The organism is Falsiroseomonas bella (genome assembly GCF_003173615.1).
Classification (GTDB): domain Bacteria; phylum Pseudomonadota; class Alphaproteobacteria; order Acetobacterales; family Acetobacteraceae; genus Falsiroseomonas; species Falsiroseomonas bella.
Map to the genome: position 1 here is coordinate 553,916 of NZ_QGNA01000004.1, position 12,733 is coordinate 566,648.

The 12,733-nt window shown below is 70.6% G+C and carries 11 protein-coding genes; 10 read left to right on the forward strand and 1 reads right to left on the reverse strand.

The window, feature by feature from the left end; all coding sequences use genetic code 11:
- Positions 1–134 precede the first annotated feature (134 nt).
- From DFH01_RS19550 to DFH01_RS19595, 10 genes are all read left to right on the forward strand, one after another.
- The gene (locus DFH01_RS19550; RefSeq protein ID WP_109872142.1) at positions 135–1,760 is read left to right on the forward strand and encodes an amidohydrolase; all 1,626 of its coding nucleotides are present in this window, start codon (positions 135–137) and stop codon (positions 1,758–1,760) included.
- Positions 1,760–2,701 carry an ABC transporter permease gene (locus DFH01_RS19555; protein WP_109872143.1) on the forward strand — a complete coding sequence of 314 codons (942 nt, stop codon included), beginning with the start codon at positions 1,760–1,762 and terminating at the stop codon, positions 2,699–2,701. Before DFH01_RS19550 ends, DFH01_RS19555 begins: the two co-directional genes overlap by 1 nt.
- Complete coding sequence (locus DFH01_RS19560; RefSeq protein WP_109872144.1) at positions 2,698–3,564, forward strand: ABC transporter permease; 867 nt, start codon at positions 2,698–2,700, stop codon at positions 3,562–3,564. Before DFH01_RS19555 ends, DFH01_RS19560 begins: the two co-directional genes overlap by 4 nt.
- Before the next feature lie 27 nt (positions 3,565–3,591).
- A complete protein-coding gene (locus DFH01_RS19565) occupies positions 3,592–5,184 on the forward strand; it encodes an ABC transporter substrate-binding protein (RefSeq protein WP_109872145.1) in 1,593 nt (530 codons plus the stop codon).
- A gap of 57 nt (positions 5,185–5,241) precedes the next feature.
- Complete coding sequence (locus DFH01_RS19570) at positions 5,242–6,672, forward strand: amidohydrolase family protein (RefSeq protein ID WP_109872146.1); 1,431 nt, start codon at positions 5,242–5,244, stop codon at positions 6,670–6,672.
- A 55-nt stretch (positions 6,673–6,727) separates the two neighbouring features.
- The gene (locus tag DFH01_RS19575; RefSeq protein WP_109872147.1) at positions 6,728–7,729 is read left to right on the forward strand and encodes an ABC transporter ATP-binding protein; all 1,002 of its coding nucleotides are present in this window, start codon (positions 6,728–6,730) and stop codon (positions 7,727–7,729) included.
- The gene (locus tag DFH01_RS19580) at positions 7,726–8,784 is read left to right on the forward strand and encodes an ABC transporter ATP-binding protein (protein ID WP_109872148.1); all 1,059 of its coding nucleotides are present in this window, start codon (positions 7,726–7,728) and stop codon (positions 8,782–8,784) included. The genes DFH01_RS19575 and DFH01_RS19580 overlap by 4 nt, the downstream gene beginning before the upstream one ends.
- A 68-nt stretch (positions 8,785–8,852) precedes the next feature.
- Positions 8,853–9,605, forward strand: coding sequence for a YbaY family lipoprotein (locus DFH01_RS19585; RefSeq protein WP_109872149.1), 753 nt, complete (start codon positions 8,853–8,855; stop codon positions 9,603–9,605).
- 59 nt (positions 9,606–9,664) lie between these two features.
- Entirely contained in the window at positions 9,665–10,336 is a 672-nt protein-coding gene (locus DFH01_RS19590) for a glutathione S-transferase family protein (RefSeq protein WP_109872150.1), read from the forward strand.
- Between the two features lie 13 nt (positions 10,337–10,349).
- Positions 10,350–11,519 carry an iron-containing alcohol dehydrogenase gene (locus DFH01_RS19595; protein ID WP_109872151.1) on the forward strand — a complete coding sequence of 390 codons (1,170 nt, stop codon included), beginning with the start codon at positions 10,350–10,352 and terminating at the stop codon, positions 11,517–11,519.
- Positions 11,520–11,532: 13 nt separating this feature from the next.
- Here DFH01_RS19595 and DFH01_RS19600 read toward each other — a convergent pair whose 3' ends face one another.
- The gene (locus tag DFH01_RS19600) at positions 11,533–12,684 is read right to left on the reverse strand and encodes an EAL domain-containing protein (RefSeq protein WP_146217097.1); all 1,152 of its coding nucleotides are present in this window, start codon (positions 12,682–12,684) and stop codon (positions 11,533–11,535) included.
- Positions 12,685–12,733 lie beyond the last annotated feature (49 nt).

Genomic DNA, 12,733 nt, shown 5'->3' on the forward strand with positions numbered 1-12,733 from the left:
GGCTGCCCAGGCTTGCGGCAGGCTTCGTTGAGGAAGCGCGACGCACGCCATCTGCCGGGTTGACGCTGTGGGCCCCGGGCGGGACAGTCCCGTTGTGGAGAACTTGAAACCATAAAGGCAGAAGCCCGGGACGCATGACGCAGGATGTGATCTTGACGGGCGGCCGCGTGTTCCGCGGCCTGGCCGGCGGCTTTGCCGAAGCCCTGGCGGTGCGCGACGGCCGCATCCTTGCCGTCGGCAGCGCGGCGGAGATGGCGGCGGCCGCGCCCGATGCACGCGTGGTCTCGCTGGAGGGCAGGGCGGTGATCCCCGCCTTCAACGAAGCGCACATGCACCTGCTGCCCTACGGGCTCGCACTCGGCCAGGTGAACCTGCGCGCCGAGGAGGTGCGGAGCCTGGACGAAGCGCTGCGCCGGATCCGCGCGGCGGCCGAAGCCGCGCCGAAGGGCGCCTGGATCCTCGGCCGCGGCTATGACCATGGCGAGCTGGATGTCGGCCGGCATCCGACGGCGGCCGAGCTGGATGCGGCGGCGCCTGACAATCCCGTGTTCATCGTGCGCACCTGCGGGCATATGGGCGTGGCGAACAGCGCGGCGATGCAACTCGCCGGCGTCGGCCACAACACGCCCGATCCCGAAGGCGGCGTGATCGAGCGCAAGGGCGGCGCGCTGACCGGACTGTTCCAGGAACGGGCAATGCGCCTGGTGCGCGACGTCATCCCGGCGCCGGCAATCGGCCTGCTGGTGGATGCGATCGAGCGCGCCGGGAACCACCTCGCCAGCCTCGGCTTCGCCAGTGCCACCGACATGAATGTCGGCATGATCGCCGACATGGCGGAGATCGAGGCCTATCGGGAGGCGCAGCGCAGCGGTCGCCTGCGCCAGCGCATGTGGCAGGTGCTGGCGGGCAATCCCGAGGGCATCGCGCAGCTGGCCTGGGAGCAGGGGCTGCGCCCGATGCAGGGCGACGACATGCTGCGCTGGGGCGCGGTGAAGGTCTTCGCCGATGGCAGCGCGGGCGGGCTGACCGCCGCCTTCTTCGAGCCCTATCTGGCCAGTGCCGGCGGTGGCACCGGCGTCTTCACCTTCCCGGACGAGAAGATCCACGCGTTGCTGAAGCTCTATCACGAGCAGGGCTGGCAGCTCGACATTCACGCCATCGGCGATGCCGCGATCGAGCAGGTGCTGCTGGGGATGGAGGCGGCGGACACGCCCGCACATCCCTTCGCCGGCCGCCGCCACCGGATCGAGCATTGTGGCTTCGTCACGCGCGACCAAAGAAGGCGGATGAAAGCTCGGGAAATCCTGCCGGTGCCGCAGCCGGTGTTCATGTACGAGTTCGGCGACCTCTACATCCGTAACCTCGGCCACGGGCGCAGCGACCACGCCTATCCGATGCGCACCTGGTTCGAGGAAGGGCATCACCCGGCGGCGAGCTCGGACTGCCCGGTCTCGACCGTGGATCCCTTCGTCAACCTCTTCACCATGATCACGCGCAAGACCAACCGCGGCACGGTGATGGGGCCGGAGGAGGCGCTCACGGTCGAGCAGGCGATCCACTGCCAGACCTGGTGCGGCGCCTACACGCAATTCGCCGAGGATCGCCGCGGCACGCTGGAGCCGGGGATGCAGGCCGACATCGCGGTGCTGTCGCGCGACATTTTTGCGACGACGCCCGAGGACATCCTGCGCGACACGCGCTGCGACCTGACGCTGCGGGGCGGCGAGGCGATCTTCGACCGCCACGGGGCGCTCGCCTGATGCTGCGCCACGCCGTCCAGCGCCTGGCGATGGCGGTGCCGGTGATGTTCGGCGTGCTGCTGGTCGGATTCCTGCTGATGCAGGTGGTGCCGACGGATCCCGCTACGGTGCGCGCCGGCCCGACCGCCACGCCGGATGTCATCGCGGCGATCCGTGCCGATCTGGGCCTGGACCGACCGCTCTACGAGCAGTTCGGCCTCTATCTCTGGCGGCTGCTGCAGGGTGATCTCGGCGTCTCCATCATCAACAACGTCCCGGTCACGCAGGAGCTTGGCGCGACCATCGGCCCGACGCTGGAGCTGATGGTGGCGAGCCTGTTCTGGTCCATTCCGCTCGGCATCGCGCTCGGCACCATCGCGGCCTATTGGCGCGGCTCGCTGCTGGACCGGGCGATCACCGCCCTCACGGTCGCGGGCGGCTCCATTCCGGTGTTCTTCCTGGGCCTCGTGCTGATCTGGTACGTCGGCTTCAAGTGGCAGCTGCTGCCCTTCACCGGGCGGACCGGCCCGCTCTGGACCTGGGAAGGGGTACAGGGGATCATCCTGCCCGCGCTGACGCTCGGCGGCGTCTTCGTCGGCCCGGTGGCGCGCATGACGCGGACCGCGGTGCTGGACGTGCTGGGCGCCGACCATGTGCGCACCGCGCGCGCGAAGGGACTGACGGAGCGGCGCGTGGTGACGCGGCACGGGCTGCGCAACGCGCTGATCCCGGTGGTCACGCTGATCGGCCTGCAGATCGGCTTCCTGCTCGGCGGCGCGGTGGTGACGGAGACGGTGTTCTCCTGGCCCGGCGTGGGGCGTCTCGCCGTGGGCGCGATCCTCTCCTCCGACTTCCCGATGGCGCAGGGCACGATCATCGTGCTGTCCATGGGCTTCATCGTGATCAACCTCTGCGTGGACCTGCTCTACGCCGCGCTCGATCCGCGGATCCGCCACGCATGAGCGCAACGGCTGGCGAGATCGCGATTCCGAAGCGGCCGGGCGTGCTGGCGCTGATCCTGCGCGATCCGGCGGCCGCCGTCGCAGCGGCCTTCGCGCTGGCCATCGTGCTGGCCGCGGTCTTCGCGCCCTGGCTGGCGCCGACCGATCCCTTCGACAACGATCTCGCCAAGGCGATGCAGCCGCCAGGCAGCGAAGGCTTGCCGCTCGGCGCCGACACGCAGGGCCGCGACATGATCACGCGGCTGCTGTTCGGGCTGCGCGTGACGCTGCTGATGGGCGTGGCCGCGGTGGCCGCCGGCGGCAGCGTGGGCGCGCTGCTCGGCTTCGCTGCCGCATTCTACAAGAAGATCGACGGCTTCATCATGCGGCTGATGGACGTGCTGCTCTCCTTCCCGGCGATCCTGTTCGGGCTGGCGATCGCGGCGATCTTCGGCCCCGGCCTGTTCTCCGTGGTGCTGGCGCTGTCCATCGCGACGGTGCCGCTGATGGCGCGCATCGTGCGCGGCGCGGCGCTGGTGGTGATGCAGCAGGACTACATCGAGGCGGCGCGAGCCCAGGGCATGTCCGATGCGCGGCTGATCCGGCGGCACCTGGCGCCCAACTGCCTCTCGCCGATCTTTGTCTTCGCCACGCTGCGCTTCGGCCAGGTGATCCTGCTCGGCTCGGCGCTGTCCTTCCTCGGCCTCGGCGCGCAGCCGCCCACGGCAGAGCTCGGCGCGATGGCGAGCGAGGGGCGCAACTTCCTGTTCTTCGCGCCGCATATCGCGGTGATCCCCTCGCTGGTGATCTTCGCGGTGGTGCTGGCCTTCAACGTGCTGGGCGACGCGCTGCGCGACGCGCTCGATCCGCGGCTTCGCGTGTAGAACCAGAAGAAGGGAGACTGGAGAGCGATGAGGAAGATCCTGGGCACGGCCCTGCTCGCCGCAGCGGTGGCGATGCCGGTGGCCGATGCGCTGGCGCAGGCCGCGCCGCGCAACACGCTGGTGGTGATGCGCGAGATCGATGCGGAAAGCTACGATCCGCACCGCTCCACCGCGCGCGGCGCGGGCGAGGTGGTCTACATGATGAGCGACACGCTGGTGTCGCTGGACTGGGACATGCGCACTGTCCGCCCTGGCTTGGCCGAGCGGTGGGAGGTCAGCCCGGACGGCAAGACCTACACCTTCCATCTCCGCCGCGACGTGACCTTCTGCGACGGCCGGCCGATGACCGCCGACGACGTGGTCTACTCGATCCAGCGCTGGGTGGATCCGGCCACCCGCAGCCCGGTGCGCTGGCGCGCAGGCCCGATCAAGGAAATCCGCGCGCGCGACGCGCATACGGTGGAATACGAGCTGACCGAGCCGTTCGGCGAACTGCTCTACCAGCTGACGCTGTTCTTCGCCTCGGTGATCGACAAGAACACGGTGGAGCGCCTCGGTCAGAATTTCGGCGTGCAGGGCTTCAACGGGACCGGCCCCTATTGCTGGGCAAGCTGGACGCCGCGGCAGGAACTGGTGCTGACGCGCCACCCCACCTACAGCTGGGGCCCGCCGATCTACCAGAACCCGCGCCCGCAGGTGGAGCGCGTGATCTGGCGCGTGATCCCGGAGGCGAACACGCGCCTTGCCGCGATCCAGACCGGGCAGGCGGACGTGACGCAGTACATCCCGGAGATCGCGGTGAACCAGCTGCGCGCCGTGCCGACGGTGCGCATGTCGCAGCAGCCCAACTACTTCTGGGACCACTTCATGGGCTTCAAGGTGGACAAGCCCGTGGTGAACGATCCGGCCGTGCGGCGCGCCATCAACCTCGCGGTCAACCGGAACGCCATCGTGCAGGCCACCTGGTTCGGCCAGGCGCAGCCGGCAGATGCGTATCTCAACCCGAACGTCACCGGCTTCGACCCAGAGGCCGGGCGGATGGTGCCGCAGTACAACCCGGATGAGGCGCGCCGGGTGCTCGATGCCGCGGGCTGGACGCCGGGCGCGGACGGCATCCGCGTGAAGAACGGGGAGCGCGCGAGCTTCCTGGTCTATGGGCTGCAGACCGCCGTGGCGCGACGCTACCTGGAAGCCATCCAGGCCGATCTGCGGCGCGTGGGCATCGACATGCGCGTGCAACTCTGGGACGCCACGGTGGGCTGGGGCCGGCTGGCGACGCAGGAATTCGACGCCTTCGTGATGTCCTACCCCTATATCAGCGCGACGGACGGTTTCGCGCTGTATTTCGACAGCCGAAACCGGCCGACACCGAACCGGATGAACTGGAACGACCCGGAGACCGACGCGCTGCTGCAGCGCGCGAAGACCGCGCTGAGCGAGGCGGACCGGCTCGCCGCGATCCAGGCGGCGCAACGCCGCATCGCCTCCAACTACGTGTGGCTGCCGATCGCGCGCGAAGGCCTTTGGGTCGCCGCGGCGCAGCGCGTGGAAGGCGCGCGGGCGCACGGCATCTATGGCGTCGGGCTCTACAAGGGCCTCGACATCCGGCTGACGCGCTGAACCGAGCCAGGGCCGGCGCGTTGCGCGCCGGCCCGCATCCGATCCGAGGACAGGGCCATGACCACCGTCATCCGCAACGCGGAACTCGTTGTCGCCTGGGACGCCGGCACGCAGTCCCACATCTACCTGCCCGACGCAGATGTTGCCTATGAGGGCGGCGCGCTCACCTTCGTCGGCCGCGGCTACAAGGGCCCGGCCGAGGAGGAGATCAGCGGGCGCGGGCTGATGGTCATGCCCGGCCTCGTCAACATCCACTCCCACCCGTCGAGCGAACCGCTGAACAAGGGGCTGATCGACGAGATCGGCAGCCCGGGCCTCTACAACTCCTCGCTCTACGAGTTCATGCCGATCTTCCGCGCCGATGCGGAAGCGGTGCCGCATTGCGTGCGCGTTGCGCTGTCCGAACTGCTGCTGTCGGGCGTGACGACCGTCGCCGACCTTTCCATGGCGCATCCCGGCTGGCTCGACCTGCTGGCGGAAAGCGGCCTGCGCGTCTGCATCGCGCCGATGTTCAAGTCGGCGCGCTGGTACACGAAGAACGGCCATGTCGTGCAATACGAATGGGACGAAGCCGCCGGCGAGAAGGCGATGGCCGAGGCTCTGCAACTGATCGAGCGCGCCGAGCAGCATGAATGCGGCCGCCTCTTCGGCATGGTCGTGCCGGCGCAGATCGACACCTGCACCGACACGCTGCTGAAGGAATCCTTCCAGGAGGCCGGCAGGCGCGGCGTCTCCTGGCAGATCCACGCGGCGCAGTCGGTGGTGGAGTTCCATGAGATCACCCGCCGGCACGGCATGACGCCGATCGGCTGGCTGGATTCGATGGGCCTTCTCTCGGATCGCTCCATCATCGGACACGGCATCTTCCTCGATGACCACCCGAGCACGAAGTGGTGGACCGATACCGACATGAAGCGCCTGGCGGAGACCGGCACGACGGTCGCGCATTGCCCGACCGTCTTCGCGCGCCGTGGCATCACGCTCAAGCATTTCGGGCGCTACAAGCGCAGCGGCGTGAACATGGGCCTCGGCACGGACACCTATCCGCACAACATGCTCGACGAGATGCGGCTCGTCGCCTATCTCGCGCGCACCCAGGCGAATGACCCGCGCAGCATGACGACGACGGAGCTGTTCGACGCGGCGACCATCGGCGGCGCGAAGGCCCTGGGGCGGGAGGATATCGGCCGCCTCGCGGCCGGCTGCCGCGCCGATTTCGTGCTGGTGGACGTGACGCATCCGATGATGCGCCCCGCGCGCGATCCGGTGCGCAGCCTGGTGTACGCCGCGGGCGACCGCGCGGTGAAGGATGTCTTCGTGGATGGCCGCAAGGTGGTGGCCGATGGCGAGGTCGTCACCATGGACTACCGCCAGGCGGCCGCGCATCTGCACGAGGCGCAGAAGCGCGTGATCGGCAATGCCCCGGCGCAGGACTGGGCGCACCGCCCGGTGGAGGTCTCCTCGCCGCCGACCTTCCGGTGGCAGTGACGCATGCGATGACCGCAGGGCGCAGGCGTAGCCGAGCACCGGAGGTCTGAATCGCATGCGCGACAACGCACCTCTTCTCCGTATCGAAGGGCTGCGGACCGTCTTCCGCAGCTCGGTCGGCGAGATCGCGGCGGTGGACGGCGTGGATCTTGACGTGCCGCGCGGCCGCACGCTCGGCATCGTGGGGGAGAGCGGCTGCGGCAAGTCTATGCTGAGCCTCTCCGTCATGCGCCTTGTCCCGCCGCCCGGCCGCGTCGCGCAGGGGCGCGTGCTGCTGGAGGGCCAGGATCTGCTGCGGCTATCCGCCGGCGCGATGCGCCAGGTGCGCGGCGGCAAGGTGGCGATGATCTTCCAGGAGCCGATGACGTCGCTGAACCCGGTACACAGCGTCGGCGCCCAGATCACCGAGGCGATGCGCGCGCATGACAAATCGGCGTCCGGCGCCGAACTGCGCGACCGCGCGATCGAGGCGCTGAAGCGCGTGCGCATCCCCTCCCCGGAATCGCGCTTCGACGACTATCCGCACCAGCTCTCCGGCGGCATGCGCCAGCGCGTGATGATCGCCATGGCGCTGGCCTGCCGGCCGCAACTGCTGATCGCGGACGAGCCGACCACCGCGCTCGACGTCACGGTGCAGGCGCAAATCCTGGATCTGCTGCGCGAGCTCCAGGACGAGACTGGCATGTCCATCATCCTGATCACCCACGATCTCGGCGTGATCGCCGAGATGGCCGACGAGGTCGCGGTGATGTACGCGGGCAAAGTGGTGGAGCGCGCGACGGCGGCGGAGCTCTTCGCCAGCCCGCAGCATCCCTACACGCTCGGCCTGCTCGGCTCGATCCCGCGCCTGGATGAGGATCGCGAAAGGCTGCTGGCGATCGAGGGCGCGGTCCCGCCGCCCTTCGCCCTGCCCAAGGGCTGCCGTTTCCACCCGCGCTGTCCCTTCGCGATTGAGGCCTGCACCCGCGCGCAGCCGGCACTGGAACCCGTGGCCGACGGCCACCTCGCGGCCTGCATCCGCGCGCCGGTCGAGCAGTCGGCGGAACTCGCCGCATGAGCGCGCTGCTGCAGGTCGAGGGGCTGGCGAAGCACTACCCGGTGAAGCACGGCGTTCTGGACCGCGCGCAGGGCGTGGTGCGTGCGGTGGATGGCGTCTCATTTGCCATCGCGCGCGGCGAGACGCTGGCGCTGGTCGGCGAATCCGGCTGCGGCAAGTCCACCACCGCGCGCCTCGTGCTGCGCCTTATCGAGCCGACCGCCGGCACCATCCGCTTCGACGGCGTGGAGGTTTCGGGCGCCGCCGAGCTCCGCGCGCTGCGCCGGCGCGTGCAAGTGGTGTTCCAGGATCCCTATGCCTCGCTGAACCCGCGGCTGCGGGTGGGCGAGGCGATTGCGGAGCCGATGGAGGTGCATGGCATCGGCGACGCGCGCTCGCGTGCCGATCGCGTGAAGGAACTGCTCGGCCTGGTCGGTCTCGCCCCCTTTCACGCGCAGCGCTATCCGCATGAATTCTCGGGCGGCCAGCGCCAGCGCATCGGCATCGCGCGCGCGCTGGCGGTGCAGCCGGAGCTCGTCGTCTGCGACGAACCGGTCAGCGCGCTGGATGTCTCGATCCAGGCGCAGGTGGTGAACCTGCTCAAGGACCTGCAGGGGCGCTTCGGCCTCTCCTACCTGTTCATCGCGCATGACCTGGCGGTGGTGCGCCACATGGCCGACCGCGTGGCGGTGATGTATCTCGGCCAGATCGTGGAGACGGGGCCGAAGCGCACGCTGTTCGCCAATCCGCGGCATCCCTATACGCGCGCGCTGCTGGCCGCGATCCCGCATCCCGATCCGCGCCGGCGCGGCCGCGTGCAGCACCTTGGCGGCGACGTGCCGAGCCCGATGAACCCGCCGCCCGGCTGTCGCTTCCACACGCGCTGCCCGTATGCGCAGGCGATCTGCCGCGAGCAGGCGCCGCCGCTGCGGGAGGTCGCGCCCGGCCAGGCCAGCGCATGCCACTTCGCGGAGGACCTGCCGCGCTTCGACGCCGCCGTGGGGGAGGGGATCGCGCCGCGCGCCGCGGAACGTCTCGCGCTGTACGCTGCCGCCAAGGCGCGCCGGGCGGGCTGAGCCGTCCCGTCATCCTCGTGTCGGCCCCGTGCCGCAGGATCGCCGCGATCTCGTTGGATCCTGCGTGCATGTTCGCCCTGTCACGACGCACGCTTCTCGCCCTGCCGCTCGGCGCGCTGCCTGTCGTGGCGCGGGCGCAATCCGGCACCATCCGCGGCAGCGCGACCTATCACGAGCGCATGGCGCTGCCGCCCGGCGCCGTCCTGCATCTCCGCCTGGAGGATGTGTCGCGTCATGGCGCGCCCGCGTTGCTGATCGCGGAAGCCCAGATTCCGATCACCGGTCAGGTGCCCATCGCCTTCGCGCTGGCCTACGAACCGGCGCGCATCGAGGAGCGCTTCACCTATGCGCTGCGCGCCGAGATCCTGCTCGACGGCCGGGTGCTGTTCCGCACCGACCCCATCCATCCGGTGCTGACGCGCGGCGCGGAGGAGCAGATCGAACTTCTGCTGGTGCGCGCCCGCGAGAGTGCCGCGCCCGCCGCGCCGGCGCTCGTTGGCCCGGTCTGGATCGCGGAGGACATCGCCGGCCGCGGTGTCGTGGACCGCTCCCGCACCAGCATGAGCTTCGGCGCGGATGGGCGCGTCAGCGGCCTCGGCGGCTGCAACCGCTACAATGGCGGCTACACGCTGGATGGCGCGTCGCTGCGCTTCGGGCCGGTTGCCGGGACCATGATGGCCTGCCCGCCCGCGCTGGCCGAGCAGGAACAGCGCTTCCATGCCGCGCTGGCGCAGGTGCGCGGCTGGCGCATCGCGAACGGCCTGCTGCATTTGACCGACGAGGCGGGCGGCACGGTGATCCGCCTCTCATCGGACGGGTGAAGCCGGCTTCCCTGTCGGCCAGGGATGTCTAGCATGCGCGCGACAACCGAGGGTCGCGCATGACGCCATCATTACAACTGATCTCCTTCGACCTCTGCCCCTATGTCCAGCGCGCGGCCATCGTGCTGCTGGAGAAGGGCGTCGCCTTCGAGCGGGTGGACATCGACCTTTACGCCAAGCCCGACTGGTTCCTGGCCCTCTCGCCGCTCGGCCGCGTGCCGGTGCTGCGGGTTGGCGAGGAGGTGCTGTTCGAAAGCGCGGTGATCGCCGAATACCTGGAGGAGACGCAGGCGCCGCGGCTGCACCCAGCGGACCCGCTGGAGAAGGCCAAGCACCGCGCCTGGATCGAATTCGCCGCCACCATGCTGGACGACACCTGGGTGATCGAGACCGGCAAGGACGCAGCCGCCTTCGACGCCCGCTGCGCGACTCTGCGCCAGAAATTCCAGCGGATCGAGGCCCTGCCGCCCAGGCTGCCTTTCTTCGCGGGCGAGGATTTCTCGATCGTGGACGCCGCCTTCGCGCCCGTGTTCCGCTACTTCGACACATTCGACCGCATGGCGCCGCTCGGCGTGCTGGATGGGCTGCCGCGCGTCGCGGCCTGGCGGCAGGCGCTCGCCGCCCGGCCTTCGGTGCGGAAGGTCGTGGTGCCGGACTACCCCGAAAGGCTCCGCGCCTTCATCATGAAGCAGGGCGGCGTGCTGGCGCAGCGCGCCGCGGCGGCGGGATAAGGGGAGGACGGTCATGGTGGTGCAGCTGGTCGCGCCGCGGCTGATGCTGATGGGCGGCGGATCGGTCGGCAAGCTCGCGGAGGTGCTCGCGCAGCTCGGCCTCTCCCGTCCGCTGGTGGTGACCGATCCCTTCATGGTCTCCTCCGGCCTGCTTGATCGTGCGCTGGCGCCGCTGCGGGCGGCGGGGATAGAGGCGGCCGTCTTCTCCGACACCGTCCCCGACCCGACCGACACGGTGATCGAGGCCGGAGTCGCCGTGCTGAAGGCCGGCAACTTCGATTGCCTGATCGGCTTCGGTGGCGGCAGCCCGATGGACACGGCGAAGGCGATGACGATCCTCGCCGCCGCGCCCGCAGGCACGCATATCCGCGCCTTCAAGGTGCCGGCCGCCGCGAACCTCGCCGCGCTGCCGGTGATCTGCGTGCCGACCACCGCCGGGACGGGCAGCGAGGCGACGCGCTTCACCGTCATCACCGACACCGAGCGCGACGAGAAGATGCTGATCGCGGGCCTGGGCGCGCTGCCGCTCGCGGCCGTGGTGGATCACGAATTCACCTTCGGCCTGCCCGCGCGCATCACCGCCGACACCGGCATCGACAGCCTGACCCATGCGCTGGAGGCCTTCGTCTCCAAGCGCGCCAATCCCGTGGCCGATGACTATGCCCGCAGCGCCATGCGCCTGATCGCGCCGAACCTGCGGCGCGTCTGGGCCGATCCGAAGGACGCCGCGGCGCGGGAGGCGATGATGCGAGGCGCCACGCTGGCCGGCCTCGCCTTCTCCAATTCCTCCGTCGCGCTGGTGCATGGCATGTCGCGGCCGGTCGGCGCGCATTTCCACGTTCCGCACGGCATGTCCAACGCGATGCTGCTGCCCGCTGTCACCGCCTTCGGCCTGGACGCCGGCCGCGCCCGCTACGCGGAAGCCGCGCGCGTCATGGGCGTCGCGCGGGAGGATGAGGGCGACCAGTCCGCCTGCGCGAAGCTGGTGGAGGAATTGCGCGCGCTGAACCGCGACCTGCAGGTGCCCACGCCCGCGGGCTACGGCATCGCGGCGGATGCGTGGAACGGCCTGCTGCCGACCATGGCCGCGCAGGCGCTGGCCTCCGGCAGTCCCGCGAACAACCCGCGCGTGCCGACGGCCGACGAGATCGTCGCGCTGTATCGCGAATCCTACGGCGGCTGAGGCAGCGCGCGCCTTACCGGCCGTCCGGCAGGGCGGCCCCGCTCCAGGCCCCGATCCAGGCCGGCATCGCCTCCGGCGGGATCGGGCGGCCCACGCCGAAGCCCTGCGCCAAGTCGCATCCCGCCGCCGCGGACGCGCGCCACAGCAGCGGGTCCGTCACGCCCTCTGCCACCACCGCGCGGCCCTCGGCATGGGATTGGCGCACCAGACGCTCCACCTGCGCGCGAGCACGGCGCTCGGTCGGCAGCGCGGCGATCAGGCTGCGGTCCAGCTTCACCCCGGCGAAGGGCAGGCCGAGCAGCGGGGTTCGGGCGTCGTCCAGGCTCAGATCGTCCAGCAGCACGCGGAAGCCGGCGCCGTCCAGCCGTTGCAGCGCGCGCCGCAGCAGCGCCGTGTCGCGCACCGTGGTGCTTTCCGTCAGCTCCAGCAGCAGGTCCTGCGGCCGCAGCGCATGGTGGGAGATCAGCGCGCCAAGCCGGCTCGGCAGGTCGGCCCGCAACAGCACCGAGAGCGGCACGTTGAACGAAAGCCGCAGCGGCAGCGCACGTCGTACCGTGGCCAGCGCCTCGATCGCGCTGCGCGCGACGGCGAGGGCAAGCGGCGTGGCCAGGCCGGCCTGCTCCGCCAGCGCCACGAAGGCGCCGGCGCCGAGCGCCACGCGCGGCCGCTCCCATCGGGCGAGCGCCTCCACCATGACCGGCCGGCGATCGGCGAGGCGCACGATCGGTTGCAGGCGCACGGTGATCTCGCCGCGGGCCAGCCCGGCGGCGAGGCTGCGCGCATCGCTTGCCGGCATTGCGCCGCCATGGCCGTTGCGCGACAGCGCGGCGGCGAGCTTGGCGCCCTCCGCCGGCACGGCGCGCAAGCCGTCAGGTGCCTTCTCTCCGGGGCGTGCGACGACGACGACCTCGGTGCCGCTGAAGCGGTCGCGCGCGGCGGAGAGCAGATCCGCGCCCGCGCTGCCGCCTTCCAGCACCAGGTGGCGCGGCGGCTCGCCTGGGCCGACCATGCGGTAGAGCGCCTCGGCCCCGCTGACGATCTGCACCGGGCGGGCGCCCTGCAGGCGGCGGGCGGCCTCATGCACGGCGGCAATCACCAGCGGATCGCTCGCGACCAGCACCAGGCCCGAGGAATCACCCATGCTGCGGCGGGGGCGGCGAAGCATCGCTCAACCCTTCCCGCACGCGCCACCGGCGGTGGCGCGTGTCCGGCGC

Excerpts from the sequence above, each read along its gene's own strand:
- DFH01_RS19550 (WP_109872142.1), top strand. The coding sequence starts at position 135 with ATGACGCAGGATGTGATCTTGACGGGCGGCCGCGTGTTCCGCGGCCTG.
- DFH01_RS19555 (WP_109872143.1), top strand. The coding sequence starts at position 1,760 with ATGCTGCGCCACGCCGTCCAGCGCCTGGCGATGGCGGTGCCGGTGATG.
- DFH01_RS19560 (WP_109872144.1), top strand. The coding sequence starts at position 2,698 with ATGAGCGCAACGGCTGGCGAGATCGCGATTCCGAAGCGGCCGGGCGTG.
- DFH01_RS19565 (WP_109872145.1), top strand. The coding sequence starts at position 3,592 with ATGAGGAAGATCCTGGGCACGGCCCTGCTCGCCGCAGCGGTGGCGATG.
- DFH01_RS19570 (WP_109872146.1), top strand. The coding sequence starts at position 5,242 with ATGACCACCGTCATCCGCAACGCGGAACTCGTTGTCGCCTGGGACGCC.
- DFH01_RS19575 (WP_109872147.1), top strand. The coding sequence starts at position 6,728 with ATGCGCGACAACGCACCTCTTCTCCGTATCGAAGGGCTGCGGACCGTC.
- DFH01_RS19580 (WP_109872148.1), top strand. The coding sequence starts at position 7,726 with ATGAGCGCGCTGCTGCAGGTCGAGGGGCTGGCGAAGCACTACCCGGTG.
- DFH01_RS19585 (WP_109872149.1), top strand. The coding sequence starts at position 8,853 with ATGTTCGCCCTGTCACGACGCACGCTTCTCGCCCTGCCGCTCGGCGCG.
- DFH01_RS19590 (WP_109872150.1), top strand. The coding sequence starts at position 9,665 with ATGACGCCATCATTACAACTGATCTCCTTCGACCTCTGCCCCTATGTC.
- DFH01_RS19595 (WP_109872151.1), top strand. The coding sequence starts at position 10,350 with ATGGTGGTGCAGCTGGTCGCGCCGCGGCTGATGCTGATGGGCGGCGGA.
- DFH01_RS19600 (WP_146217097.1), bottom strand. The coding sequence starts at position 12,684 with ATGCTTCGCCGCCCCCGCCGCAGCATGGGTGATTCCTCGGGCCTGGTG.